At 74.9% G+C, this 26,367-nt stretch carries 20 protein-coding genes and 1 tRNA gene; 10 read left to right on the forward strand and 11 right to left on the reverse strand.

Annotated features, from left to right (window positions below):
• Nucleotides 1-220 precede the first annotated feature (220 nt).
• From ML340_RS02810 to ML340_RS02825, 4 genes are all read right to left on the reverse strand, one after another.
• A tRNA-Arg gene (locus ML340_RS02810) sits at nt 221-297 on the reverse strand.
• Between the two features lie 119 nt (nt 298-416).
• Nucleotides 417-2,720 (reverse strand): TonB-dependent receptor, encoded by a 2,304-nt coding sequence (locus ML340_RS02815; protein ID WP_240096458.1) that lies wholly within the window; start codon nt 2,718-2,720, stop codon nt 417-419.
• Between the two features lie 104 nt (nt 2,721-2,824).
• Nucleotides 2,825-4,204, reverse strand: coding sequence for an alkaline phosphatase family protein (locus ML340_RS02820; RefSeq protein WP_240096460.1), 1,380 nt, complete (start codon nt 4,202-4,204; stop codon nt 2,825-2,827).
• 7 nt (nt 4,205-4,211) lie between these two features.
• Nucleotides 4,212-5,327 carry a glycerophosphodiester phosphodiesterase gene (locus ML340_RS02825; protein ID WP_425608257.1) on the reverse strand — a complete coding sequence of 372 codons (1,116 nt, stop codon included), beginning with the start codon at nt 5,325-5,327 and terminating at the stop codon, nt 4,212-4,214.
• Between the two features lie 155 nt (nt 5,328-5,482).
• Here ML340_RS02825 and ubiA point away from each other — a divergent pair, with 155 nt between their 5' ends.
• Entirely contained in the window at nt 5,483-6,382 is a 900-nt protein-coding gene (gene ubiA / locus ML340_RS02830; RefSeq protein WP_240096462.1) for a 4-hydroxybenzoate octaprenyltransferase, read from the forward strand.
• 4 nt (nt 6,383-6,386) lie between these two features.
• Here the strand turns inward: ubiA and ML340_RS02835 are convergent, their stop codons facing one another.
• Nucleotides 6,387-6,935, reverse strand: coding sequence for an HdeD family acid-resistance protein (locus ML340_RS02835; protein WP_240096464.1), 549 nt, complete (start codon nt 6,933-6,935; stop codon nt 6,387-6,389).
• 95 nt (nt 6,936-7,030) lie between these two features.
• A complete protein-coding gene (locus ML340_RS02840; protein ID WP_425608258.1) occupies nt 7,031-7,753 on the reverse strand; it encodes a ComF family protein in 723 nt (240 codons plus the stop codon).
• A gap of 43 nt (nt 7,754-7,796) precedes the next feature.
• On the opposite strand from ML340_RS02840, the gene bioB reads away from it, so the two are divergent.
• From bioB to bioC, 5 genes are read left to right on the forward strand one after another with little or no spacing between them, the layout of a single operon-like run.
• Nucleotides 7,797-8,837 (forward strand): biotin synthase BioB, encoded by a 1,041-nt coding sequence (gene bioB / locus ML340_RS02845; protein WP_240096466.1) that lies wholly within the window; start codon nt 7,797-7,799, stop codon nt 8,835-8,837.
• 2 nt (nt 8,838-8,839) lie between these two features.
• A complete protein-coding gene (bioF, locus tag ML340_RS02850; RefSeq protein ID WP_240096468.1) occupies nt 8,840-10,072 on the forward strand; it encodes an 8-amino-7-oxononanoate synthase in 1,233 nt (410 codons plus the stop codon).
• Complete coding sequence (locus ML340_RS02855; RefSeq protein ID WP_240096470.1) at nt 10,069-11,250, forward strand: CaiB/BaiF CoA transferase family protein; 1,182 nt, start codon at nt 10,069-10,071, stop codon at nt 11,248-11,250. The genes bioF and ML340_RS02855 overlap by 4 nt, the downstream gene beginning before the upstream one ends.
• A 5-nt stretch (nt 11,251-11,255) precedes the next feature.
• Nucleotides 11,256-12,023: a pimeloyl-ACP methyl ester esterase BioH gene (bioH, locus tag ML340_RS02860; RefSeq protein WP_240096706.1), complete on the forward strand. Its 768-nt coding sequence runs from the start codon at nt 11,256-11,258 to the stop codon at nt 12,021-12,023.
• The gene (gene bioC, locus ML340_RS02865; protein WP_240096472.1) at nt 12,020-12,922 is read left to right on the forward strand and encodes a malonyl-ACP O-methyltransferase BioC; all 903 of its coding nucleotides are present in this window, start codon (nt 12,020-12,022) and stop codon (nt 12,920-12,922) included. The genes bioH and bioC overlap by 4 nt, the downstream gene beginning before the upstream one ends.
• 4 nt (nt 12,923-12,926) lie before the next feature.
• On the opposite strand, the gene ML340_RS02870 is transcribed toward bioC, so the two are convergent.
• Genes ML340_RS02870 through ML340_RS02880 form a run of 3 tightly spaced genes read right to left on the reverse strand, consistent with a single transcriptional unit; the run spans nt 12,927 to nt 15,835 of the window.
• Complete coding sequence (locus ML340_RS02870) at nt 12,927-14,423, reverse strand: ArnT family glycosyltransferase (RefSeq protein WP_240096474.1); 1,497 nt, start codon at nt 14,421-14,423, stop codon at nt 12,927-12,929.
• A gap of 6 nt (nt 14,424-14,429) precedes the next feature.
• A complete protein-coding gene (locus tag ML340_RS02875) occupies nt 14,430-14,855 on the reverse strand; it encodes a ketosteroid isomerase-related protein (RefSeq protein ID WP_240096476.1) in 426 nt (141 codons plus the stop codon).
• On the reverse strand, nt 14,852-15,835 hold the full coding sequence (locus ML340_RS02880) for a pyridoxal-phosphate dependent enzyme (RefSeq protein WP_240096478.1): 984 nt from the start codon (nt 15,833-15,835) through the stop codon (nt 14,852-14,854). Before ML340_RS02880 ends, ML340_RS02875 begins: the two co-directional genes overlap by 4 nt.
• 129 nt (nt 15,836-15,964) lie before the next feature.
• Here ML340_RS02880 and ML340_RS02885 point away from each other — a divergent pair, with 129 nt between their 5' ends.
• From ML340_RS02885 to ML340_RS02900, 4 genes are all read left to right on the forward strand, one after another.
• Complete coding sequence (locus tag ML340_RS02885) at nt 15,965-16,504, forward strand: hypothetical protein (protein WP_240096480.1); 540 nt, start codon at nt 15,965-15,967, stop codon at nt 16,502-16,504.
• 642 nt (nt 16,505-17,146) lie between these two features.
• Nucleotides 17,147-19,036, forward strand: a complete 1,890-nt coding sequence (mnmG, locus tag ML340_RS02890; protein ID WP_240096482.1) for a tRNA uridine-5-carboxymethylaminomethyl(34) synthesis enzyme MnmG — start codon at nt 17,147-17,149, stop codon at nt 19,034-19,036.
• Nucleotides 19,037-19,110: 74 nt separating this feature from the next.
• Complete coding sequence (locus ML340_RS02895) at nt 19,111-20,364, forward strand: sialidase family protein (protein WP_240096484.1); 1,254 nt, start codon at nt 19,111-19,113, stop codon at nt 20,362-20,364.
• Between the two features lie 90 nt (nt 20,365-20,454).
• Nucleotides 20,455-20,634, forward strand: a complete 180-nt coding sequence (locus ML340_RS02900; RefSeq protein ID WP_240096486.1) for a hypothetical protein — start codon at nt 20,455-20,457, stop codon at nt 20,632-20,634.
• Nucleotides 20,635-20,643: 9 nt separating this feature from the next.
• Here ML340_RS02900 and ML340_RS02905 read toward each other — a convergent pair whose 3' ends face one another.
• Nucleotides 20,644-24,477, reverse strand: coding sequence for a translocation/assembly module TamB domain-containing protein (locus tag ML340_RS02905; RefSeq protein ID WP_240096488.1), 3,834 nt, complete (start codon nt 24,475-24,477; stop codon nt 20,644-20,646).
• Nucleotides 24,474-26,345 carry an autotransporter assembly complex protein TamA gene (locus tag ML340_RS02910; protein WP_240096490.1) on the reverse strand — a complete coding sequence of 624 codons (1,872 nt, stop codon included), beginning with the start codon at nt 26,343-26,345 and terminating at the stop codon, nt 24,474-24,476. Before ML340_RS02910 ends, ML340_RS02905 begins: the two co-directional genes overlap by 4 nt.
• Nucleotides 26,346-26,367 lie beyond the last annotated feature (22 nt).

Below are 26,367 nucleotides of genomic sequence, written 5' to 3' on the forward strand. Positions count from 1 at the left end.
CCGGAGGGGTGAGGGGACGCGCTGGCGAGGCGCAGCCTCGCGCGGACACGAACGCCCGAGCGCTGTGCGCGAGGGCCGGGAATCGCGGAGGAAGCGGCATCGAAGATGGCGCGCCCGGAGGGGTGAGGGGACGCGCTGGCGAGGCGCAGCCTCGCGCGGACACGAACGCCCGAGCGCTGTGCGCGAGGGCCGGGAATCGCGGAGGAAGCGGCATCGAAGATGGCGCGCCCGGAGGGATTCGAACCCCCGACCAACGGCTTCGGAAGCCGCTACTCTATCCGGCTGAGCTACGGGCGCGCAGGTGCGATGGCGGGCATCGCGGGCCGCGATTCTCGCACGAACCGCGCTCGGCGTGCACGCCGCGGGCGGACGCCCGCCCGGCACGCGGGCCGGGCGGGGCGCTGGTGGCGCTACGCTCAGAAGCGCACGGTGGCGGTCAGCAGGAACGCGCGCGGGGCGCCGGCGAGCAGGGTCTGGTAGCTGCCGTCGGGGTCGCTGACCACGAAGCCGTTCGAGCCGATGGTCGAGAAGTAGCGCTTGTTCGCGAGGTTGGTCACGTTCAGCGCGAGCTTCACCCCCTGGGTCGGGCCGACCTTGCCGAAGTCGTAGCCGACCAGGCCGTTGAGCAGCCAGAAGCTGGGCACGCCGGCGTCGTTGAGGTAGGTGTAGTAGCGCTGCCCGGTGTAGTGCGCGGACAGGCCCAGCTGCCACGGGCCGGGGGTCCAGTACAGGTTGCTGCTGAACAGCTGCTTGGGGCTGTCCACCACCGTCTTGCCGCGGGTGGCGACCACGATCGGCCGCCCGCTGCCGTCCAGCCCGCGCACGTAGTCGTTGTCGTAGCGCGCCTGGTTGAGCGCCAGCGAATTGTTCCAGCGCAGGTCCGGGGCCAGCTTGAAGTTGACCGCCAGCTCCGCGCCCTTGCTGGTGACCGAGCCGACGTTGGCGTAGGCATTGGCGCAGCCGATGATGCCGGCGCACTGCGAGATCACCAGCAGGCGGTTGGAGAACTTGACGTGGTAGAGCGCCAGCGAGGCCTCGAACAGCGGGTTGACCTGGCGCAGGCCGCCCTCGAAGGTGCGCGACTCCTCCGGCTTCAGGTTGCGGGCGAAGGTGTCGAACGCGACCTGGGTGGTGGCCAGCGGGCTGCTGATGCCGGGCTGGAACGCGGCGATGTTCTTGGCGTAGGAGCCGAACGCCTCGAACCCGTCGCCGAGGTCGAGGCTGGCGCCCAGCTGCGGCAGGAAGTTCTTCTTCGCGGTCAGGGTGCCGGTGGCGTAGGAGCCGGGCGTGCCGTAGGTCAGGGTGCCGGGCATCGGCCGGCCGTCGGTCTGCACGTCGAGCGCCTTGAAGCCAGCGTCCAGGCGCAGGCGGCCCTCCAGCAGGCTCAGGCTGTCCTGCAGGTACAACATGCGGGTGGTGGTGCGGAAGTGCAGGTAGAACTGGCGCAGGTTCGGGTTGCGCAGGAAATAGCCGTCGTTGAGCGGGCCGGTGATGTAGTAGAAGTTGCGCTGCACGTTGTGGTCGGAATCCTCGTACCACAGGCCGCCCTCGATCCGGTGCATGCCCAGCTCCCAGCCCAGCGAGGCGACCACGCCGCTGCGGTCGATGCCGTATTCGGTGGTGCGGATCGAGATCGGGGTCTGCTGCGGCGTGCCCGGGAACGACACCACGTAGGGCGTGAACCAGTGGCCCTGGCCGCGGTTCTTGTGGTGGTAGGCGGTGGCCTTCAGGCGCAGGCCGTCGCCCAGCGCGAAGTCGCCGAACACGCTGGCCAGGGTGTCGCGGCGCAGGCCGCGCGCGTCGTAGTAGGCGTCGTCCACGCTCTGCACGTTGCCGTCGTTGACGACCCCGGTGGTCTGGTACTGCTGCGCGACCTTGACCGCGCGCGCCCAGTCCGGGCGGAAGTTGTCCCAGTCCCAGCCGTTGCGGCGGGTCAGCGCCAGCGACAGGTCCTGGTAGTCCTGCTCGTCGCGGTCGGAGGTGCCCAGCCACGCGCCGATCCGGCTGTCCTCGCCGAGCTCGTACACCGCCTTGGCGTTGAATTGCTGCTGCTGCTGGCGGCCGTCGCCCTTCCACTTGTCGACGTCGGCGTAGACGTACGACAGGTACATCGAGAAGCCCTGGTGGTTGCCGGTGTCCAGGCGCAGGAAGGTGCGCCGCGCGGCGTCGCTGCCGAGGCTCTGGGCGACGGTGGCGCCGAAGTCCGGGCTGGGGTCGGCGGAGAGGAACTGCACGGTGCCGCCGAGGTCGCTGCTGGAGGCGGTGCCGAGTGCACCGATGCCCTCGGCCAGCTCGGCGCCGGCCAGGTTCTCGGCGATGATGGCGCGGCTGATGTGCATGCCGTTGTTGTTGCCGTAGCTCATGTCCCCGAGCGGGATGCCGTCGAGGGTGAAGCCGAGCCGCGCCTGGTTGAAGCCGCGCAGGCTGAAGCGGGTCGACCATTCGTAGTTGCCGAACGGGTCGGCGGCGACGAAGTGCACGCCGGGCTTGGCCGCCAGCACCTGCAGCGGACTGGCGCCGGGCGGCTGCAGCGCGGTTTCCTGCACGCTGATGCGGTGCACCTGGCGGGCGCTGCCCTGGCCGATCACCGAGACCGCGTCGAGCTGCTTGGGATCGCGGGCGTCGGCATCGGCGTCGGCGGCGAAGGCCGGGGCGTGCAGGGCGGACAGCAGCGCGAGCGCGAGCACGGCGCGGCGCCGCGGGAGCGGGCGGAAGGTCATGGCGTCGGATTCCTGGGTTGAATGGGGGCAGCACGCGCGCGGCCGGGCCGCGCGGCTGGCGGCAGGATGTAAGCGCTGCGTGTAGGAATGCTGACGCGCGTGCGTCAGTGCGATGACGGCCGCTGCAACGGCAGCGGCGCGACCTCCGCCGTCGGCAGCGCGACCCCCAGCTGGGAGGCCAACGTCGGGGCGATGGCGCGCATGTCGATCACGCCCAGGTCCTGCCCGGCGGCGATCCCGGGCCCGGCCAGGAAGAAGCTCGCACGCTGGTCCGGCCGCGCCGGATCGTAACCGTGCATGCCGCGCCGTTGCGGCGGCCCGACCAACGGCGCGTCCGGGCGCGCCGCCATCTCGTAGCCGGGCGCGAACACCACGAACCACTCCGCGCGTTCGCTGCCGCCCTTGGCGGCGACTTGGTCGTGGTCGAGCACCGCGGCGATGCCGAGCGTGGGATCGGCCTGCAGCGTCTTCAGCAGCGCCTGCACGTTCGCGCGCAGCGCGGCATCGGCGGGGTCGCGCAGCACGATCGCGGCGCTGCCGCCCTGGTTCCATGGCATCGCCTGCCAGTCCTTGACCTCACCGTTCTGCAGGGTGATGAGCCCGGCGGACAGGAACGGCGCGTAGAGGTTCACGTCGTGCTGCACGTCGGCGAAGCCGTGGTCGGACACCAGCGCGAACACACCGTCCGGATGCGCCTGCCGCCACGCCGCGCGCAGTTCGCCGACCAGCCCGTCCAGCCGCTGCAGCACCTGCCAGGCCTCGGCCGAGCCGGCGCCGTGCAGGTGCTCCTCGTGGTCGAGCGCGGCGAAGTACACGGTCATGAACTGCGGGCGCGCGCGCCGGATCAGCGCCAGCGCGAAGCGCGCGCGCTGCGCGTCGGCCTGCAGCGACTCGTCGATGCCCTGCGGATAGGCGATGCCGGTGTCCGCCTCAAGCGCCGGCAGCAGGCCGGGCGTGGCCAGCGCCGCCAGCAGTTTGCGGTCGTCGTCGCTGCCGGTGCGCCAGATCTGCGGCAGGTTGGCGTCCAGCCCGGGCGCGTCCACGCTCACCGGCCAGTGCACGTTGGCGGTGCGCAGGCCGGCCGCGTGCGCGGCCTGCCACAGGGTCGGCACGCGGATGTCGCGGGCATACCAGGCCCAGCCCTGCTGGTTCTTGTTGTAGGGGTCGAAGGTCAGGTTGCCGCCGATCCCGTGGGTGCGCGGCGCGGTGCCGGTCATCAGGGTGACATGGCTGGGATAGGTCAGCGTCGGCAGCACCCCGACCACACCCTCGGCGTAGGCGCCCTCGCGCGCCAGCGCGCGCAGCTGCGGCAGCGGCGGCGCACCCGCCGGCGGCTGCAGCACGTCCTGCGGGCGCAGGCCGTCGATCGACACCAGCAGCACCGGGCGTCCGCCGGCGAGGGCCGGCAGCGCGGCCAGCGCGCACAGGCACAGCAGCAGGCGCGCGAGGGCGCGCACGGGGAAACGACGCGGGGCGAAGGGCATACGGGGCTCAGCGGGCGGTGGCGGGAAGCGGGCCGGCGTCCACCGCGCGGCGGCCGCCGGCGGGATCGTCGGTGAAGAAGGCATCGATCCCGGTGCGCAGGTAGTACCGGATCTGGCGCACCATGCCGTCGGGCGGCACCGCCTTCGGGTCGTCGCCGGCGCGGAACGGACGCGCAAGGAAGGTGTTTTCCGGGCGGAAGGTGTAGACGTGCACCTCCAGCCCGGCGGCGTGGGCATCGCGCACCAGCGAGGTGGGGGCGCCCAGGCAGCCGTTGGCGTCGAACGGGATGACCGCGTGGTAGTCCGGCCCGATCGCATCGGCGTAGCCGGCGATCGCGCGCAGCCCGGCGGGGGTGAGCATCTGCGCGTAGGTGAGGGTGCCGCCGGCGGCCAGCACGTCGCCCGGCTTGAGCTGCGGCTCGTCGATCAGCTGCAGCAGGCGGATGTTCGGATGCGCCTGGCCGAGCGCCTGCCGCAGCGCGCGCAGGTTGCCGATCTCGAACGACTGGATCTCCACCGGCGCGCGCCGGGTGTAGGCGTGCGCCTGCAGGACCGCGAGCAGGGCGTCCTCCATCGGCAGGCCGTGGGCGCGGAAATAGGTGGAGTGCTTGAGCTCCGGCACCAGCTTGATCGGGCGTCCGCGCGCGGCGGCCTCGGCCGCGGTGAAGTCGATGATCTCCTCCAGGGTCGGCACCTGGAACTGGCCGTCCCAGGCGGTCCCGCGCAGCTCCGGCAGGCGCTCGCGCGCGCGCAGGGTCTTCAGCTCGGCGAGGGTGAAGTCCTCGCTGAACCAGCCGGTGACCGCCTGCCCGTCGATCATCTTGGTGGTGCGGCGGCCGGCGAATTCCGGGTGCGCGGCGACGTCGGTGGTGCCGCCGATCTCGTTCTCGTGGCGCGCCACCAGCACGCCGTCGCGGGTCATCACCAGGTCCGGCTCGATCGCATCGGCGCCGTCCGCGATCGCCTTGGCGTACGCGGCCAGGGTGTGCTCCGGGCGCAGCGCGCTCGCCCCGCGGTGGCCGTACACCTGCACCTGCGCCGCGCGCGGGGGTTCCGCCGGGAACGCGGCGGGCTCGGGGCAGGCGGGCGGGGCGAGCATGGCTAGGGCGAGCAGCAGCGACATCGGCGAGGGGCGGGCGGCGGCGGTCGCGCCAGCCTGCCGGCGCCAGGTTGCGTGCGCTTGACAGCCCGGGGCAACCCTTGCGCGGCGGGCGTGGGCCGCGCGCGCCGGATTTGGCAGGATGATGCGCCCAGATCGCCGGCTTGCCCATGCCCGACATGCCATCTCCCGCCGTCCCGCCCGCCGATGAGCCGGCCTGGCGCCGGCGCCTGCGCCTGTACTGGGCGCTGGTGCGCGGCGACCGCCCGATCGGCTGGCTGCTGCTGCTGTGGCCGACCTGGTGGGGGCTGTGGCTGGCCGCGGGCGGTGTCCCGCCGCTGGGGGTGCTGCTGGTGTTCACCCTCGGCGTCTGGCTGACCCGTTCGGCCGGCTGCGTGATCAACGACTACGCCGACCGCTGGCTGGACCCGCACGTGGAGCGCACGCGCGGGCGCCCGCTGGCGACCGGCGCGGTGTCCGCGCGCGAGGCGCTGGCGGTGTTCGCGGCGCTGATGCTGGTGGCGTTCGCGTTGGTGCTGACCCAGAACCGGCTGACCGTCGCCCTCAGCGTGGTCGGGGTGTTCCTCGCCGCCAGCTATCCCTACCTGAAGCGCTACACCTACCTGCCGCAGGTCTACCTGGGCATGGCCTTCGGCTGGGGCATCCCGATGGGGTTCGCCGCGGTCACCGGCGGCGTGCCGCCGCTGGCCTGGGTGCTGTACGTGGCCAACATCTTCTGGGCCACCGCCTACGACACCTGGTACGCGATGGTCGACCGCGACGACGACATCCGCATGGGCGCCAAGTCCACTGCGATCCTGTTCGGCGAGCTCGATCTCATCGCGCAGGGCGTGCTGTACGCCGGCATGTTCGCGGCGCTGGCGCTGGTCGGGCGCCAGGCCGCGCTGGGCTGGCCGTACTGGGCGGGGCTGGCGGTCGCGCTGGCGCTGGTCGCCTGGGAATTCGCGATCGCGCGCCGGCGCGAGCGTGCGGCCTGCTTCCGCGCGTTCCTGCACAACACCTGGGTGGGGCTGGCGGTGTTCGTCGGGTTGGCGGCGGCGCTCGCGCTGCGCGGCTGAGCGCTCAGGCCGCCAGCCGGTGGCGGCGCAGGCGCAGGCCGACCGCGACCTGGAACACGCCGTACACCAGCGCGCCGGCGCCGATCCACAGGACCACGGTGAACAGGCCGATGCCGGGATTGGCCAGGAACAGGATCCCGAGCAGCAGCGCCAGCAGGCCGCTGAGCACCAGCAGCCATTCGCCCTGCACCAGCTTGCGCACCTGCACCGCGAACACGATCCGCGCGATGCCGGCCACGATCAGCCAGATCGCCAGCAGCCACAGCATGGCCTGGGCCATGCCGAGGGGATCGCGCAGGGCGAGCACGCCGAACGCCAGCGACACCAGCGCGTATAGCAACAGCAGCCAGCGCGGCAGCGCGAGGTCGCGGCGCACCAGGCTGAGCAGGCTGACCACCGCGTCCGCCAGCGACAGCAGGCCGAAGGCCAGCATCAGCGCGATCAGCGAACGGTCCGGCCAGAGCAGCATCCCCAGCCCGAACAGGATCCCGATCACGCCATAGACCACGAACAGCCACCAGCTGCGCGAAACCGGATGCTGGACCAGCGCCATGAGGTTTCTCCCCTTGAATGGATTCCCGCAGGCGAGTGTCCGCAGGCGCGCGTTAAGCCGCCGCCATGCCGGCGCGGGGCGCGGGCGGCAGGGCCTCACACTGCACGCGCGCAGACCCAGGCATCCACGCGCGCGACCCCGGCCGCGTGCAGCGCGCGTGCCGCGGCATGCAGGGTGGCGCCGGTGGTCATCACGTCGTCGACCAGGGCGACGTGCGCGGGCAGGGCCCCCGGCGCGGCCGCGAATGCCTCCGCCAGGTTGCGCCGGCGGGCGGCCGCATCCAGCTGCGATTGCGCGGTGGTGGCGCGGGTCCGCCACAACGCGCCCTCGCGTAGCGGCAACCCGAGCAGGCGCGCCAGCGGCGCGGCCAGCTCGCGCGCCTGGTCGTACCCGCGCCGGCGCAGCCGGGCCGGATGCAGGGGGATCGCGACCAACGCCTGCGGGCGCTCCACCGCAGCCAGCGCGCCGGCCATGCACTGCGCCAGCACGCGCCCGGCGGCGAGATCGGCATGGAACTTCAGCCGCGGCAGCAGCCGATCCAGCGGGAACAGATAGGCGAAGGTGGCATGCACCGCCGCCAGCGGCGGCGGCTGCCGGCGGCATGTGGCGCACATCCGCCCCTCCGCGGTGGGCAGGGCGCAGCGCGGGCAGGCCGGCCCCTGCCACGGCAAGGCCGCCAGGCAGGCGCGGCAGAGGTCGCGTCCCTGCAAGCCGGGCTCGCCGCAGACCAGGCAGGTGGGCGGGAACAGCCACGGCGCGGGGCAGGCCGGCCCGCCGTCAACCGGCACAGGGGGAGATCGGTTGACGGGGGCGGCCATGGCGACCAGACTGCCGCCCGGGCCGCTCCCCTTGCATCGGACAATGCCGCAACCTGCCCTCGCCGAATTCCCGATCCGCCACGACTGGACCCTGGCCGAGGTCGAGGCCCTGTTCGCGCTGCCCTTCCCGGAGCTGCTGTACCGCGCTGCCAGCGCGCATCGCCAACGGTTCGATCCCACCCAGGTGCAGGTGTCCACCCTGCTGTCGGTGAAGACCGGTGGCTGCCCGGAGGACTGCGGCTACTGCCCGCAGGCGGCGCGCTACCACACCGGCGTGGCGGCGACCAAGCTGATGGAGACCGCGGCGGTGGTCGAGCGCGCGCGCCAGGCCAAGGCCGCCGGCGCTTCGCGCTTCTGCATGGGCGCGGCCTGGCGCAGCCCGAAGGACCGCGACATCCCGAAGGTGGCGGCGATGATCCGCGAGGTGAAGGCGCTCGGCCTCGAGACCTGCGCCACCCTCGGCATGCTCAGCGCGGCGCAGGCGCAGGCGCTGAAGGACGCCGGGCTGGACTACTACAACCACAACCTCGACAGCGCCCCCGACTTCTACGGCCAGATCATCCACACCCGCGAGTACCAGGACCGCCTGGACACCCTGGCGCACGTGCGCGAGGCCGGCCTGAAGACCTGCTGCGGCGGGATCGTGGGCATGGGCGAATCGCGCCGCCAGCGCGCCGGCCTGCTGTGCGCCCTGGCCAACCTGCCGGCGCATCCGGACTCGGTGCCGATCAACCGCCTGGTGCAGGTGGAAGGCACGCCGCTGCACGGCACGGTAGAGCTGGACCCATTCGAGTTCGTGCGCACCGTGGCGGTCGCGCGCATCCTGATGCCGGCCTCGATGGTGCGGCTGTCGGCCGGGCGCGAGACCATGAGCGACGAGCTGCAGGCGCTGTGCTTCCTGGCCGGCGCCAATTCGATCTTCTACGGCGAGAAGCTCTTGACCACCGGCAACCCGGACACCGCGCGCGACCAGGCGCTGTTCGCGCGCCTGGGCCTGCGCCCGATGGCGGTGGACGCCGTGCAGGACGACCGCATCGACGCCTGCACCGTGACGGTGCACGCCGGGATCACCGCAGCGGCCTGAGCATGCCGCGGCCGCCGTTGACCGCCCGCGTCGCCGCGCTGCGCCAGCAGCGCCTCGCGCAGCAGCGCGTGCGCACGCGGCGCACCGTGCTGCGCCGCGACGGCATGCGCTGCCAGGTGCAGGACGCCGGCGGCGGCACGCGCTGGCTGCTGGACTTCTGCGGCAACGACTACCTCGGGCTGGCGCGCCACTACACCGTGGCCGGCGCGCTGCAGGACGCCGCCGCCCGCCACGGCAGCGGCGGGATCGCCTCGCATCTGGTCTGCGGCCACCATGCCGAGCACGCCGCGCTCGAGCGCGCGGTGGCCGACTGGCTGGGCGCGCCGGCGGCGCTGCTGTTCGGCAGCGGCTATGCGGCCAACCTGGCGGTGGTGCAGGCACTGCTGGGCCGCGACGACGTGTGCGTGCAGGATCGGCTCAACCACGCCAGCCTGATCGACGGCGCGCGCCTGGCCGGCTGCGCGCTGCGCCGCTATCCGCACGCGGATGCCGAGGGCGCCCTGCGCCAGCTGCGTGCCGCGCCCGAGGGTGCGGCGCTGCTGGCCAGCGACGGCGTGTTCAGCATGGACGGCGACGTCGCCCCGCTGCGGCGGCTGGCGCTGGTGGCGCAGGCGCAGCGCGCCACCCTGTACGTGGACGAGGCGCATGCGATCGGCGTGCTCGGCCCGGAAGGCCGCGGCAGCGTCGCCGCGGCCGGGCTCGACCACGCCGCGGTGCCGCTGCGGCTGGTCACGCTCGGCAAGGCGCTCGGCGGCTACGGCGCGCTGGTGGTCGGGGAGGCCGAGCTGGTGCAGCACCTGGCCGAGACCGCGCGCCCCTATGTCTACACCACCGCGCTGCCGCCGGCGCTGGCCGCGGCCGCGCGCGCGGCGGTGGGGATGGCGCGCCGCGACGGCTGGCGGCGCGAGCGGCTGGCCGCGCGCATCGCCCAGTTCCGCGCCGGCGCGCGCCGGCTCGGCCTGCCGCTGCTGGATTCGGACACCCCGATCCAGCCGCTGCCCTGCGGCAGCGAGGCGGCCGTGCTGGCGCTGGCCGCGGCGCTGGAGCAACAGGGGCTGTGGGTGGCGGCGATCCGCCCGCCGACCGTGCCCGAGGGCGGCGCGCGCCTGCGCATCAGCCTGTCCGCCGCGCACACCGCGGAGGACGTCGATCGCCTGCTGGACGCGCTGGCCGCGGCGCGCGATGCGCTGCCGGCCATGCCGGGCGCGGCGGCGCCCGCGGAGGCGACGCCATGAGCGCCGGCGCCCCGCTGGCCGGCCTGCGCGTGGTCGAACTGGCGCGCATCCTGGCCGGGCCGTGGATCGGGCAGACCCTGGCCGACCTCGGCGCCGACGTGGTCAAGGTGGAGGCGCCGGAAGGGGACGACACCCGCCGATGGGGTCCGCCGTTCGTGGCCCGCGCCGACGGCAGCGGCGGCGATGCCGCCTATTTCCACGCCTGCAACCGCGGCAAGCGCTCGGTGGTCGCCGACCTGCGCAGCGCCGAGGGGCGCGCGCTGGTACGGGCGCTGGCCGCGCGCGCCGACGTGCTGATCGAGAACTTCAAGGTCGGCGATCTCGCCCGCCACGGGCTGGACTATGCCGCGCTGGCCGCGCTGAACCCGCGCCTGGTGTACTGCTCGGTCACCGGCTTCGGCCAGGACGGCCCGTACGCCGCGCGTGCCGGCTACGACGCGATGGTGCAGGCGATGGGCGGCATCATGTCGCTCACCGGCGAGCCCGACGGCCCGCCGCAGAAGGCCGGGGTGGCGCATGCCGACCTGTTCGCCGGGCTGCATGGGGTGATCGCGATCCAGGCCGCGCTGTGGCAGCGCGAGCGCAGCGGGCGCGGGCAGCACATCGACATCGCCCTGCTCGACTGCCAGGTGGCGATGCTCGCCAACCAGGCGATGAACTACTTCGTCGGCGGTGAAGTGCCGCGGCGAATGGGCAATGCCCATCCCAACATCGTGCCCTACCAGGCGTTCGCCGCCGTCGATGGCTGGCTGATGCTGGCGGTCGGCAACGATGCCCAGTTCGCGCGGCTGTGCGCGGTGCTCGGCCGCCCGCAGTGGGCGCAGGCGCCGGCGTGGCGCGACAACGCCGGGCGCGTGCGCGACCGCGCGCGGCTGGTGCCGCAGCTGGCGGAGGCGATCGCCGCCTGGCCGCGCGCCGCGCTGCTGGCGGCGCTCGCGGCACAGGGCGTGCCGGCCGGGCCGATCAACGACCTGGCCGAGGTGTTCGCCGACCCGCAGGTGTGCCACCGCGGGCTGCGCCTGGATCTGCCGGCGCCCGGCCTCGCCGGTGGCCGCGTGCCCGGCCTGCGCACCCCGATCCGCTTCTCGGAGGCCACGCTGGCGCTCGGGCGCGCGGCGCCCGCGCTGGGCGCGCACACCGACGCGGTGCGCGCGGAGCTGGAGGCCGGCACGCCGTGAACGGCCTGCACGTGGAGGTGGTCGGCCGCGGCCCGCCGCTGGTGCTGGTGCACGGCTGGGCCATGCACGGCGGCATCTTCGCCCCGCTGGTGGAGGCGCTGCGCGCGCGGCGCACGCTGTACGTGGTCGACCTGCCCGGGCACGGCCACAGCCGCGACTGCGCGCTGCCGCTACAGCTGTCGACCCTGGCCGCGGCCCTGCGCGCGGCGCTGCCGCCGGCGCCGTGGTGCGGCTGGTCGCTGGGCGGGCTGGTCGCGCTGGAAGCCGCCCTGCAGGCGCCGCCGCAGGTGCCGGCCCTGGCCCTGGTCGCCGCCAGCCCGCGCTTCGTGCAGGCCCCGGACTGGCCGCAGGGGATGCCGGCCTCGGTGTTCGCCGAGTTTGCCGCCGGCCTGGCCGCCGACTGGCAGGCCACGGTCGACCGCTTCCTCGCGCTGGAGGCGTTCGGCTCGGCGCACATGCGCGAGGAATTGCGCCTGCTGCGCGCGGCGGTGCTGGAGCGCGGCGCGCCGGATCCGCGGGTGCTGGCGGAAGGCCTGGCGCTGCTGGAGCAGACCGACCTGCGCCCGCGGCTGCCGGCGTTGGCCGCGCCCAGCCTGTGGCTGGGCGGCCGGCGCGACCGCTTGGTCAACCCGGCGGCGCTGCAGGCCGCGGCCGCGCTGGCGCCGCAGGCCCGCTGGGTCGAGGTGGCGCACGCCGGGCATGCGCCGTTCCTCACCGACCCGGCGCGGGTCGCGCAGGCGCTGCTGGCGCACCTGGCGGAGCACGCCGCATGAGCACGCCGGTGTTCGACGTGCGCCAGGTGCGGCGCGCGTTCGGCCGCGCCGCCCCCGGCTATGCCGCCGCCGCGCGCCTGCAGGCGGAGATCGAGGCGCGCCTGCTGGAGTCCCTGGACTATCTGGACGATCCGGCGCTGCGGCGGCCGCCGCCGGCCTGCGTGCTCGACCTCGGCTGCGGGCCGGGCAGCGCGAGCCGGGCGATGCAGCGGCGCTGGCCGCGGGCGCGGGTGCTGGCGCTCGACCTCGCCCTGCCGATGCTGCGCCAGCTGGACGCGGCGCGCCGCTGGCGCCCGTTCGCGCGCCGCCCGCAGCCGGTCTGCGCAGACGCGCGCGCGCTGCCGCTGGCCGAGGCCAGCGTGGACGTGCTGTTCTCCAACCTGTGCCTGCAGTGGGTGGAGGACCTCGATGCGGTGCTCGCCGGGTTCCGGCGCGTGCTGCGCGCGGACGGCCTGCTGCTGGTCTCGACCTTCGGCCCCGGCACCCTGTGGCAGCTGCGCGAGGCGTTCGCGCAGGCCGACGATGCGCCGCACGTCAGCCCGTTCGCCGACATCGCCGCGCTCGGCGATGCCCTGGTGCGCGCCGGCTTCCGCCAGCCGGTGCTGGACCGCGACGTGCTGGTCCGCCATTACCCGGACCTGGCCGCGCTGATGCGCGCGCAGCGCGCGACCGGGGCGACCAACGCGCTGGCCGCGCGCCGCCCGGGCCTGACCGGGCGCGGCCGCTTCGCGCGCGCGGCCGCCGCCTACGAGGCCTGGCGCGAGGATGCGGGCCTGCCCGCCGACTGGGAGGTGATCACCGCGATGGCGTGGGCGCCGCCGCCCGGCGCGCCGCGCCGCGAGGGCGGCCAGGAGGTGGCCAGCGTTCCGCTGGCGCGGATCCCGGTGCGCCGGCGCTGAGCGCTCACTCGCCCGCGGTCGCCGCCGCTGCGACCGGCTCGATCCGCAGGAACACCCGGTCGCGGTAGGGCGCGCCGAGCACCTGTACCCGGTGGCCGTGCGCCTGCAGGTAGGCCTGCACGGCGGGCAAGTGCTCCTGCGGGGTGTGCCAGACCACGCCCGTCTCGCGCTCGGCCAGCTCGCGCAGCACGTCCTTGTCGTACTCCGGGTTGATCGGCGGCGCGTCCGGCCGTGGATGCAGCGAGACCCGCTCGACCTGCACGCCCAGCTCCAGGTGCAGGCCGTAGCGCGGCAGGTCGTCGATCGCGTTGACCTCGGTGACCGGCCCCGGCGCGCGCGCGCGGATCGCCTCGGCCCAGGCGGCGGCATCCTTGTCGCTGTCCAGGCGCGCCGCGGCCAGTTTCAGCCCCAGCAGCAGCGCGGCCCAGGCCGCGATCCAGCCCCAGTGCGGCAGCCCGCGCCCGGCCTGCACGCGCTGGCGGGCGACCAGCAGCGCCAGCGGCAGGAACAGCGGCAGCAGGTACAGCGGCAGGCGCGAGCGCGCGAGGCAGAACACCAGCAGCGGCAGCAGCACCCACAGCGTCAGCAGCAGCAGCGGCGCATCGGCGGCACGCGTGGCCGGGTCACGCCAGCGCCGCACCGCCGCCGGCAGCGCCCGCAGCCACGGCCACAGCCAGGGCGTCCACGGCAGGCTGCCGAGCAGCAGGGTCGGCAGGTACACCTTCAGCCAGCCGTACCACTCGCCGTGGCGGCCGAAGTGGTCGGTCGCGATCCGCCGGTACACCTCGTCGCCGAGGAAGTAGTCGAGCAGGCCGGGATTGCCCAGCACCACCGCGACGTACCACGGCAGCGCCAGCAGCAGGAACACCGCCAGCCCGGCCAGGGTGAACACCCGGTGCCGGTGCGGGCCCGGCCCCAGCCACTGGAACGCGAGCACCGCCAGCAGCGGCAGCAGCCCGGGCGGGCCCTTGGTCAGGAACGCCAGCGCGAACGCCGCCCACATCAGCAACAGCCAGCGCTTGACCGCGCGCGCCCCGAACCGGGCTTCGACGAAGGCGTGCATGGCCACGCCCTGACAGGCGGCCAGCAGCGGATCGGTGGTGACCAGCTGCGAGCTGGCGAACGGCAGCAGCATGCTGGCATAGGCCAGCGCCGCCATCGCCTCGCCGCCGGGCACCAGCCGGCGCGCGCTGCGCCAGGCCAGCCACACCAGCAGCAGGTAGGCCAGCGCCGAGGGCAGGCGCGCGGCGAACGCGCTGTGGCCGAGGCTGCCGAGGCTGGCCGCCAGCACCCAGTAGGTCAGCGGCGGCTTGGTCCAGTGCCCGACCTCGTGGCTGCGGTGCGGGTTCAGCCAGTCGCCGCTGGCCAGCATGTTCAGCGCGACGTTGGTGTAGCGGCCCTCGTCCGGATCCCAGATGCCGCGCCAGCCCAGCCCCAGCAGGGCCAGCAGCAGCGCCAGCAGCGCGATGGCGACCGCGGGCCGGCGCAGCCAGGCGGCCATGGCGCCTCAGCGCACCTGCGCCCGCCAGGCGTCGAGGTTGTAGTAGTTGGTCACCCGCGCGATGCGTCCCTCGCGCAGGGCGAAGAACGCCCCGCCCGGCAGTACGTAGGCCTGCCCGCGCGCCTCCGGCAGCCCGGCATCGGTCTGCAGGTACTGCCCGTGCACCACGTACTCGGCCGCGGCGCGGGTGCCGTCCTCGCTGGCCAGCACCACCACCTCGCGCAGCTGCTCGCGGTAGCAGCGCGCCATCCGCTGCAGGAAGGCCGCGAACGCCGGCTTGCCGGTCTCGCGCGGGCCCTGGTTGAGGTCGTGCACCACATCGTCCGCCAGCAGCGCCAGCATGCCGTCCCAGTCGCCGCGGTTGAACGCGGCGTAGTAGGACAGGACCCGTTCGATCGCGCGGTCGTGCGCGCGGTTGCCATCGATCTTCATGCGGCCTCTCCTGCAAGGGCGAACAGGGCCGGCACGGCGTCGAGGTCGACGTTGCCACCCGAGAGCACGATCCCGACCCGGCGCCCGGCGAACAGCGCCGGATGCGCCAGCACCGCCGCCAGCGCGATCGCCGACGAGGGTTCCACCAGCTGCTTGGTGCGCGTCCACAGCAGGCGCATCGCGGCGACGGTGCGCGCATCGTCCACCGTGAGCACGCGCGCATCGGCCGCGCGCAGCAGGGCGAAGTTGGGCGCGCCCAAGGTGCCGCGCAGGCCGTCGCAGACGGTATCGGGCACGAACTCATGGTCGAGCACGCCGCGCGCGAACGAACGTGCGCCGTCGGCCGCGCCCGCGGGCTCGGCCAGGAACAGCGCGCACGCCGGCGCCAGCGCGCGCAGCGCCAGCGCGGTCCCGGCGGCCAGCCCGCCGCCGCCCAGCGGCACGACCACGGCGTCGAGGTCGGGCACCGCGCGCAGCAACTCCAGCGCGGCGGTGCCCTGGCCCGCGATCACGCGCGCATCGGTGTAGGGATGCACCACGCGGGCGCCGGTCTCGGCCTGCACCCGGGCGCAGGCGGCCTCGCGCGCGGCGATGGTGGGCGCGCAGGGGTGCAGCACCGCGCCGTAGTGCGCGATCGCCGCCCGCTTGGCACGCACCGCGCCCTCCGGCACCACCACGTGGCAGGCAATCCCGCGCAGGCGGGCGGCCAGCGCCAGCGCCGCACCGTGGTTGCCGGAGGAATGCGTCACCACGCCGCGCGCGGCGGTGGCCTCGTCCAGCGCGAACACCGCATTGCAGGCGCCGCGGAACTTGAACGCGCCGGCGCGCTGCAGGTGTTCGGCCTTGAAGTGCAGGCGGGCATCGGCGGCCTCGTCCAGCGCGCGCGAGCGCAGCACGGGCGTGGCGTGGGCATGCACCGCGATGCGCGCAGCGGCGTCCAGCACGTCGCCGGGGGAGGGCAGGTCGGCAGTGGGTGGCATCCGTGCGATGCTAGCGCAAGGCCATGACCGGCAACGCGGGGTGAGCGGCCGTGTGCGTGGCCTGCAGGATTAAGCACGGATTCAATCCGGCGCGCTCACGCTCGCCGACAACACCCGAGGATCGCCGCCATGCGCCTGCCCCTCCGCTTCCTCGCCCTCCCGCTCGCGGCCGCCGCGCTGCTGGCCGGCTGTGCCACCGACTACGGCTACCGCGCCGGCAGCGGCGACTACTACTACGGTCGCCCCTCGGTCGAATACCGCTACGAGTACGGCTATGGCGGCCCCTATTGGGGGCTGGGCTTCGGCAGCTACTACGGACCGTGGGGCTGGGGGGGGTTCTATGGTTGGCCCTATTACTACTACCCGTATGGCTACTACGTGCGGCCGCCGCATCCGCACCCGCCGCGCCGCGATGACGACGACAACCGCCCGCCGTCCCCGCCGGCGACCGGCAGCGACCAGGATCGGCGCCCGCCGTGGCGTGCCCTGCCGCGGCTGGAAAACGCCCCCGAGCCGCGCCCGGCGCCGCCGCCGCGCGCCCTGCAGGCGCCGATGCCGGAACGCATCGGTACGCCCGAGCGAATGACCGCGCCGCGGTTGCCGGCGCGCGCCGAGGGCGGTGGACGGCCGCTGCGGGTGCCGCATCCGGCGGTGTCGGCCGAGGAGTGACCTCCCGCGTCCGGGATGGCCGCAAACTGTGACGCAGTGCGTGGAATCGGATGCCGTCGGTCGGCCGGCTGACACAGAACGTCACTCCGCGCCCCGAACCGAGTAAGCTGCGTTCCAGCCGGCGACCGACCGGGGCATCCCGGATCCCCCCTGTTCCGTCAACCCCGCGGTCGCCGGCCCTTCATTCTCACCTCGACGCGCTGCGCGGCACTGCGCTGCGAGGTCGTGGCTGCGATCCGAAAGGCTGAGTCTGGACCTGCACTGCCGCCTGCGAACCCGGAGCGGGTCGGGCGAAGGAGTCGGTTAGAAAGAATGAGGGCCGGACGTCCCCCGACATCCGGCCCTCGAGCGTCCCCGGCCTGCGCAACGACCGGCCCCTGTTCAGTCCGGTCCTCGCCATGGGCGTGCCATGCCGGGTGCCGCCTGGAGTTACGCAGGAAGCGTGCCAAGTTTGGGGGATCGCGCCGGCGCGCGCTGCGGGATAATGCCCGAACCCCGCCGCCGTCCCGGCCGGACCCCGGCGGGCCCCCCGTCCCTCCGCCTCGAGTGCCGCATGGCCCCGCGTCCGCATCCCACCGCTGCTCGTCCGCCCCGCGCCCGCGCCGCGCGCGCGGCGCCGTGTGCGCGTCCGGAGGCGGGCCAATGAGCACAGCGTTCGACCGCTACGAGGTGATCGTGGTCGGCGGCGGCCATGCCGGCACCGAGGCCGCGCTGGCGGCCGCGCGCGCCGGCGCGCGCACGCTGCTGCTGACCCACAGCATCGAGACCGTGGGCGCGATGAGCTGCAACCCGGCGATCGGCGGGATCGGCAAGGGCCATCTGGTGAAGGAGATCGACGCGCTGGGCGGCATCATGGCGCGCGCCGCGGACGCCGCCGGCATCCAGTGGCGCGTGCTCAACGCCAGCAAGGGCCCGGCGGTGCGCGCCACCCGCTGCCAGGCCGACCGCGCCCTGTACCGCGCCTTCATCCGCCGCGCGGTGGAGACCCAGCCGAACCTGGCGGTGTTCCAGGCCGCGGCGGACGACCTCGTGATCGAGGGCGACGCCGTGCGCGGGGTGGTCACCCACACCGGCCTGCGCTTGCATGCGCCGGCGGTGGTGCTCACCGCCGGCACCTTCCTCGCCGGCAAGATCCACATCGGCGACACCCAGTACGCGGCCGGGCGCATGGGCGATCCGCCTGCGACCACGCTGGCGCAGCGCCTGCGCGCGGGGCCGTTCGTGGTCGGCCGGCTCAAGACCGGCACCCCGCCGCGGATCGACGGCCGCACGCTGGACTACGCGGTGATGGAAGAGCAGCCCGGCGACGACCCGCGCCCAGTGATGTCGTTCCTGGGCAGCCCCGCCGACCATCCGCCGCAGGTCAGCTGCTGGATCACCCACACCAGCGAGCGCACCCATGAAATCATCCGCGCCGCGCTGGATCGCAGCCCGCTGTATTCCGGGCAGATCGAGGGCATCGGCCCGCGCTACTGTCCGTCGATCGAAGACAAGGTGGTGCGCTTCGCCGACAAGCCCAGCCACCAGGTCTTCGTCGAGCCGGAAGGGCTGGGCGTGGCCGAGATCTATCCAAACGGGATTTCCACCTCGCTGCCGTTCGACGTGCAGCTGGAGCTGGTGCGTTCGATCCGCGGCTTCGCGCAGGCGCACATCACCCGCCCCGGGTATGCGATCGAATACGACTTCTTCGACCCGCGCGGGCTGAAGGCCTCGCTGGAGACCAAGGCGGTGGCCGGGCTGTTCTTCGCCGGCCAGATCAACGGCACCACCGGCTACGAGGAGGCCGCCGCGCAGGGCCTGCTGGCGGGGGTGAACGCCGCGCGCCATGCGCAGGGCCGGCCGCCGTGCACGCTGCGCCGCGATCAGGCCTACCTCGGCGTGCTGGTGGACGACCTGATCACCCACGGCACCTCCGAGCCCTACCGCATGTTCACCAGCCGCGCCGAGTACCGGCTGCAGCTGCGCGAGGACAATGCCGACGCCCGGCTGACGCCACTCGGGCGCGAGCTGGGACTGGTCGATGACCTGCGCTGGGAGCGCTTCAGCCGCAAGCGCGAGGCGGTGGAGCGCGAGAGCGCGCGCCTGGCCGGGCTGTGGGCGGCGCCGAACAACGCGCTGGGCGCGGCGCTGGCGCGCCACCTCGGGATCGAGGTCAGCCGCGAGAACAGCGCGCTGGACCTCTTGCGGCGGCCGGAGCTGGACTACGCCGCGCTGATGCAGGTGCCCGCGCTCGGCCCCGCGGTGGACGATCCCAAGGTCGCCGAGCAGGTCGAGATCGAAGCCAAGTACGCCGGCTACCTCGCACGCCAGCGCGAGGAGATCGCCCGCCAGCAGCGCCACGAGGCGACCGCGATCCCCGCCGGCTTCGACTATGCGCAGGTGCGCGGGCTGTCCGCCGAGGTGCTGCAGAAGCTGCAGCAGGTGCGGCCGCAGACCGTGGGGCAGGCGCAGCGCATCCCCGGGATGACGCCGGCGGCGATCGCGCTGCTGCTGGTGCACCTGGAGCGCGCGCGCCGCGAGCGCGCGGCCTGACGCACCCGGCTTGCGCGCGCCGGCGGGCGCGGCAGAATCCCCGCAGCACCCGCCCAGCATCCGCCGGAGGCTCCATGCACCGCATCGTCCGCGCCAGCCTGCCGGGCCTGGCCCTGCTGCTTGCGCTCACCGCCTGCCAGCGCGCACCGGCGCCGGCCCCGGCGGCGAACGGCGACTACCGCGCGCAGGTCTGGCCGCTGCCGGCCGAGGCCGGCTCGCTGGCCCCGGAGCTCAGCCGCGCGCCGGACGGCCGCCTGCTGCTGGCGTGGATGAACCGCACCCCGGGCCGGCGCAATGCGCTGCAGTTCGCGTCCTACGACGCGGACGCCGGCTGGCAGAGCCAGCCGCGCACGATCGCGGTCGGGCAGTCGCTGGTGGTCAGCGGCGCCGACATCCCGCACCTGCGCGCGACCCCGGACGGCGCGCTGTGGGTGCAGTGGCTGCAGGCCGATCCGGACCAGGGCAACGGCTACCACGCGGTGCTGGCGCGCTCGCGCGATGGCGGCATGCGCTGGCCGCAGATGACCCGCATCGACCATGCCGGCGCCGGCGGCGAGCACGGCTTCGCCGCGCTGTGGCCGGTGGGCCGCGACCGCCTCGGGGTGGCCTGGCTGGACGGGCCGGCCGCGCCCGCCTCCGCATCGGCCGACCCGGCGGCGCAGGCGAGCCGCCTGCGCGCGACCGTGTTCGACCAGGACCTCGCGCGCGGGCCGGAGGTGGAGTTGGACGCGCACGCCTGCGACTGCTGCCAGACCGCGGTGGCGATGACCGCGCGCGGCGCATTGCTGGCCTGGCGCGGGCATGCCGCCGGCGACGTGCGCGACATCCGCGTGCGCCGCTTCGACGGCACGGCCTGGGGGCCCACGGTCACCGTGCATGCCGACGGCTGGGTGGTGCAGGCCTGCCCGGTGAACGGCCCGGCGGTCGCCGCGCAGGGCGAGCAGGCGGTGGTCGCCTGGTACACCGAGGCCGGCGGGACGCGCGCGGTGCGACTGGCGCGCAGCACGGATGCCGGCGACCGCTTCGCCGCGCCGGTCACCGTGGACAGCGGCCCGGCGGTCGCGGGCCAGGTTGCGGTGGCGATGGATCCGGCGCAGGTGTGGGTGGCCTGGCTGCGCGAGGACGCGGACGGCCAGACCGTGCTGGTGGACCGCTACAGCCAGGACCTGGCGCGCCGCCTGCAACGGCTGGAGGTGGCGCGCACGCGCGCGCACGGGCATGCCGGCGGCCGCCCGCAGCTGGTCGCGGACGCGCGCGGCGCCTGGCTGGTGTGGGTGGATGTGCGCGCCGGGGTGCCGCACCTGCAGGGCGCGCAACTGCTGCGCTGAGAGACGTTGCCGGCGTACCGCCGGCGCGTCATCCGTGCGTCATCCGCCGGGTGTAGGCAGGGGCGACCGGTGTGGGCGCGGAGGTGGGCGATGGCGCGGATGGAAGGCTGGGCGTTCCTGTGCCTGATCGGCGGCTGCGTGGCAGTGGCGCTGTCGCTGTCGCTGCTGTCCGGCAGCGCGCAGCTCGTCGGACTGGGGCTGGCGGTGGCGCTCGGGATCCTGTCCGGCGGGCTGTACGCCGCCGGCGCGGGCCGACGCGGGGGCGGCTGAGCGCGGCGGCTACTTCTCCTTGCGCCAGTTGAGCGAGGCGCGGTTCTCGAAGGTGCTCGACTCGATCTGGATGTCGAAGCCCTTGCGCAGCAGGTACTTCAGCAGCAGCACCTGGCCGTTGCCGACCATCGCCACCCCGTAGCTGACGTACAGCCGCGGCGAGAGGTACTTGCCGACCCCCAGCACCTCGCCGCCGAGCGCGCGCGACTGCATGATCCCGGCATCGTCCAGGCCGAGGCGGGTGCCGAGCTGCGCGGTCAGCAGGCCGACCCCAGCGTTCAGCGCCGAGCGCGCCATGTCCACCTGCTGCAGCTCGCTGCTGGAGAGGCTCGGCAGCGGGCGACCGAGGGTCAGGTAGGCCAGCGTCTCCGACTGGGTCATGCTCGGGTCGGAATACACCGTGGCCTGCGGGGCCGAGGCCAGGCCCTCGACCTTGATCCCGGCGGTGACGTCGCCGACGCTGCGTTCGGCCTGGATGTCCAGGCGCGGGTCGGCGATGTCGCTGTTGGCCCACAGCAGGCGCCCGCGGGTGATCTGCAGGTCCTGGCCGTAGGCGCGGTAGCGCCCGTCCACCTCGAGCACGCCGGTGCCGCGCGGCCCGCCGCCGGCCACCTGGCGCACCTGCAGGGTGCCGGCGAGGCTGCCCTTCAGGCCGTAGCCGTCCAGGCGCACGTCCTTGCCCAGTTCCAGCGCGAGATCGAGGTCCAGCCGCAGCGGCGCGGCCGGGGCCTGGCGCGGGTCGGCCGGATCCAGCACCACCACGTCCGGCGAGGGCGTGACCGCCATCTCCAGCCGTTCCAGGTGGATCTGCGCGCTCGGCACCTGTACCCGCCCGCTGACCGTGAGCGGCTGCCCGCTGCGGTAGCGCACCTGCAGCTCGGGACTGGCCACCGCGCGCAGCTGGCGGGTGTCCGCCAGCAGCACGTCGCGCCCGCTGACCTGCAGCTGCAGCGGGGTGTCGTCGCCGCGCCAGCCGAGGCTGCCGGTCACCGTCAGGGTGCCGCTGCCGGAGCGCACCCGGCCGTCGATGCGGGCGCTGCCGTCGGGCTGCGCATCCAGCTGCACGTCGCCGTCGGTGAGGCTGATCCCGAGCGCCGGCACCTCCGCCGCGAAGCGCTGCAGGCGGCCCTCGCCGGCCAGCCGCGGCTGTGCGCGGCTGCCGCCCAGCTGCAGGCTGACGTCCAGGCTGCCGCTGGGATCGACGATGTCCGGCGAGAACAGCTCGAGGAAGGTCAGCGCCTCGGTGCGCACCCGCAGCAGGCCGTCCAGCGGCGCCTGCGCGTCCCAGCCGGTGGCCAGCTGCGCGGTGAGCGCGCCGTTGCCGTCCAGACCGGCATAGGCGATCGCCTGCAGCCGGTGCGGGTCGAACGTCGCCTCTAATGTGAAGTCGTGGTAGCCGAGCACGTCGCGGCGCGCGCGCGGCCGCATACGCAGGCCGCCGGTGGCCGACACCACGCGGGCCTCGCCGCGCCAGCCCGTGGCGGTGGGGCGCAGGCCGGCGCGCAGGTCGGCGCTGCCGGACAGCGCCCAGGGTTCGCCCGGCGCGCGCTCGGGCAGGTAGGCCGCCAGCAGCGCCAGCGGCAGTGCCTGCCCCTGCAGGCCCAGCCCCTGCCGCGGCCAGTCGGCGGAAACGCACAGCTCGCCCCCCCCGCGCGCGGCGAGGCAGGCCGGGGCCAGCGTGCCGCGCGCGCCGTCCCATTGCCAGGCGGCCGGCGCGCGCAGGCTCCAGTCCGGGCCGGTCGCGGGGGCCAGCGCCAGCGACTCCAGCTGCCCGGACCAACCGCGCGCCCCGCGCGCGGCATGGCCGCGCAGCTGCACGCGGCCGTGCTCGGACTCGGCCGCGAGCTGCGCCTGCAGCCGTTCGACCGCGCCGCGCAGGTCGGCCTGCAGCGCGGTCAGCGGAAGCCCCGCCTGCAGCCCCTGCAGGTCCAGCTGCAGCCGCCCGTCGCCGCGCGCCCACGGCAGGGCGCCGTGCAGGCGAAGGCGTTCGGCGCGCAGGTCGCGCCAGGCCAGGCCGCGGCCGCTGAGGTCGGCCGCGATCTCCGGCGCGCGGCGCGTGCCGCGCAGGCGCAGCTGGCCGTCGAGCTGGCCGTGCCCGCCCGGCAGCAGGTCGTCCAGCCGCAGCGGCGCGAGGCGGGCATCGACGGACAGCGCCTGCGCGAGCGAGCCGCGCGCCTGCACCCGGCTGGCGCCGAGCGCGAGCGCCAGCTCGCCGCGGTAGGCATCGCCGTCGATCGCCAGCAACGCCTGCCCGGACAGCGGGCGCCGGCGCAGCTGGCCGCCGAACGGGCGCGCTTCCACCTCCGCCTGCAGGCGGCCGTCGGCGCGCACCTGCCCGCGGCTGCGCAGCGCGCCGCGCAGCGCGCCCGGCCAGTCCGGGACGAAATAGCCGGGGTCGAAGCCGTCCAGCTGCGCCTGCGCCTGCCACGCCAGCCGCGGTGCCCACGCCAGGGTGCCCTGCGCCTGCAGCCGGCCCTGCGGCATCCGCGCCTGCAGGGCGGCGATCCGCATCCCGTCGCGGTCGCCGTGGCCGTCCAGGTCGACCACCGCCTGCTCGCGCCCGCGCTGCAGCCGCGCCTGCCCGTGCACGCCCCAGCGGTCGAGGCGGCCGGCGACGCCGAGGTCGGCGTCGCCGACCAGCGTGGTGGTGCCGTCGGCGCTGGCCCAGCGCAGGCCGCGCGCGTTCAGCGCCAGCCGCACGCGGGCCGCGGCCGGGTCGCGCAGGTCGGCCTCGCCGTGGGCGGTCACCCGCCCGCCGAGCAGGTCCACCACCAGCGGCTGCAGCTGCAGGCGCTGATCCTCGAGGCGCAGCTGCGAGGGCTGCAGCACCAGCGTCGTGGCGCCTTGCGCCAACCGGCCCTGCACGCGCGCGGCGCCGCCGCGGCCGTCGGCGCTGAGCGCCAGCGTCCACGGCGTGCCCGCGTCGCCGCCGGCGAGCAGGCCGGGATCGAGCGCGGCGCTGTCGGCGCGCAGCTGCCAGCGCGGGGCCGCCGGGTCGCCGCGCAGGGTCAGGGTGGCGCGGGTCGGGCCGGGCAGGCGCCCGGCCAGCGCCACGTCCATCCGCGCCAGGTCGCCGCGCATCACCAGCCCCAGCCGCGGCAGGCTGTGCCCGGCCGGCGCCGGCAACACCGCGGTCGCGACCAGGTCGCTGCGGAAGTTCTCGCGCGGACGGTACTCGCCCTGCAGGCGGAACTGGCCGCGGTCGGTGTCGGCCTGCAGCCGCGGCACCCGCAGCCAGCCGTCGCCGGCCTGCAATGCGCCGCTCGCGGAGCGCACGTGCAGCAGCGGCGCGTCCTCGCGCAGCACGCGCAAATCCTCGATCCGGATCGCCGTGGCCTCCAGCGTCAGCGGCAGCGCGATCTGCGGCAGTACCTGCGGCCAGCGCGGCAGTTCGAACGGGGTGTCGTCGCGCGGCAGCTGCAGGCGCGCGCCGCGCACCTCCAGCGCCTGCAGGCGCAGGGTGCGCGCGAGCAGCGGGCGCAGCGCCGGCTGCAGGCGCAGGGTGTCGGCAGTGAACACCAGGGTGCCGGTGGCGCACGGCGCCTGCGGGGTCGGCCGGCAGCGGGCATCGCGCGGGCGCGGCAGGGTCAGGCGCACCCCGCGCAGCAGCAGCGGCCCGGCCAGCGGCCCCTCCGCGGCGCGCCAGGTCAGGCTCGCGCCCGGCGGCAGTCGCGCCACGACCTGCGCCAGCAGCGCGTCGCGCCCGCTGGCCGTGCCCAGCAGCCAGGACAGCAGCAGGCCGAGGCCAGCCGCCAGCAGCAGCGCGCCGACGGCGGCGGCGGCCAGCCAGCGCCGGCGGCGGCGTGGCGGCGTGTCCGGGCGGGGGGCGGGATCCTGGTTCACAGGTCGGGGCCGATGTTGAGGGTGAGGCTGAGCGGCGCGTCCGGCCGGTTCAGTCCGTGGGCGATATCGACCCGCACCGGGCCGACCGGCGAGCGCCAGCGCAGGCCGATGCCGATGCCGGTGTGCAGGTCCGGGCGGCTGTCGAACGCGCTGCCGGTGTCCACGAACACTGCCGCGCCCCATGGCCCGGCGAAATAGCGCTCGTACTCGACGCTGGCGGTGACCAGGTTGGCGGCGCCGAGCGGATAGGGCTGGCCGACGCTGTTGCGGATGCGCGGGCCGACCTCGCGCCAGCCGTAGCCGCGGATGCTGCCGTCGCCGCCGGCGAAGAAGCGCAGGCTGGGCGGCAGGTCCAACACTTCGCCGGCACCGGTGAAGGTGTGCCCGAGCTCGCCGCGCAGGCGCAGGCGGCCGTCGCCGCCGAGCGGATGGAACCACTGCAGGCGTGCGTGCACCTGCGCGAAGTTGAGGTTGCTGTCGATGCCGCCGCGGCCGCCGCGCAGGATGGCGAACCCGGCCAGCCCGCGCCGCGGCCACAGGCGGTCGTCGACGTCGAGGTAGTCCGCGCGCAGCGAGGGATAGGCGAAGCTGGCGTAGCGCCAGGTCGCGGTCGGCAGGGTCAGGGTCAGGTACGACCAGCGCTCGCGCAGCACGTGCAGCGAGGCCAGGAGGTTCAGGTGCGCGCTGTACTGCCCGCTGCGGCTGGCCACCAGTTCCAGGCGGCGGTCGTCGAGCGAATCGGTGCGCTCCTCGACCGCCTGCAGGCCGGCGGTGTACCAGCCGTCCAGCCAGGCGAACGCCGGCACCCGGTACTGCAGGCTCAGCACCTTGCGCTCCTTGGCGTAGTCCAGCCGCGCCAGCACCTTGTGGCCGAGGCTGTTGAGGTAGCGCCGCTCCAGCCCGAGGTTGACGCCCGGCCCGCTGAGGGTGCCGTAGCTGGCGCCCACCGTGTAGATGCTGCGCGGGGCCGGGGTGAGTTCGACCAGCACCGGCACCTGCCGGTCCTGCGCCTGCTCCGGCTGCGGAGTCACCCCGATCAGGCCGAAGTAGTCCAGCCCCGCCAGCGAGCGCCGCAGGCGCTCCAGGCGCGCCGCGTCGTAGGGCTGACCGGGGGTCCAGTTCACCAGCTTGCGCAGCACGCGGTCGCGGATCGCCGGCGCCGGGGTCTGCACGAAGCGCGCTTCGCCCAGCCGATAGCGCTCGCCGCTGGTCCAGCGCAGGTCGATGTCGGCGGCCTGCTCGGCGCGGGTGACCTCGATCCGGTGCACCACCGCGTCGGCGTCGAAATAGCCGTGCCGCAGCAGGGCCTCGCCGATCCGCTTCTTGCTGGCCTCGTAGGCGGGTTGGTCCAGCACCTGCCCGACCCGCGGCGCGAACTGCGCCAGCGCCGCCTGCACGCCGGCATCCTCGCCGCCGGGGCCCTCGACCCGCACGGTCTCCCGGCGCACCCGCACCGGCGGCCCGAGGCTTACTTCGATGCGGACGGTGATCCGCGCCTGATCTGCGTCAGCGGCCGTGTCGTCGGGTTCGGGTACGGCGTCGGCCTCGGCGTCCGCCGGCGCGTCGGCGTCGCCGGGCATGCGCCCGCCATCGCTGCGCGTGATCCGCACCGTCGGGCTGTAGTAGCCGAACGGTTCCACCGCGCGCCGGGTCTCATCCTGCGCCTGCTGCAGCAGGTAGCGCAGGCGGCGCGCGGTGAGCGGCTTGCCCTGCGCCTCCACCAGCGACAGCGCGCTGCGGATGTTCTGTGCGATCGCGTCCTCGCGCACGCCGACGACCTGCACCGCCTGCACTTCGATCGCAGCGGCCGGCAGCGCGGCCGGCAGGCAGGCCAAGAGCAGGCTCAGGCGGGCGAGGCGGCGGCGCATGCCGGGGAGCATACCCGGCGCC

The sequence above is a fragment of the Thermomonas flagellata genome (genome assembly GCF_022419185.1).
In the GTDB taxonomy this organism is placed as follows: Bacteria; Pseudomonadota; Gammaproteobacteria; order Xanthomonadales; family Xanthomonadaceae; genus Thermomonas; species Thermomonas flagellata.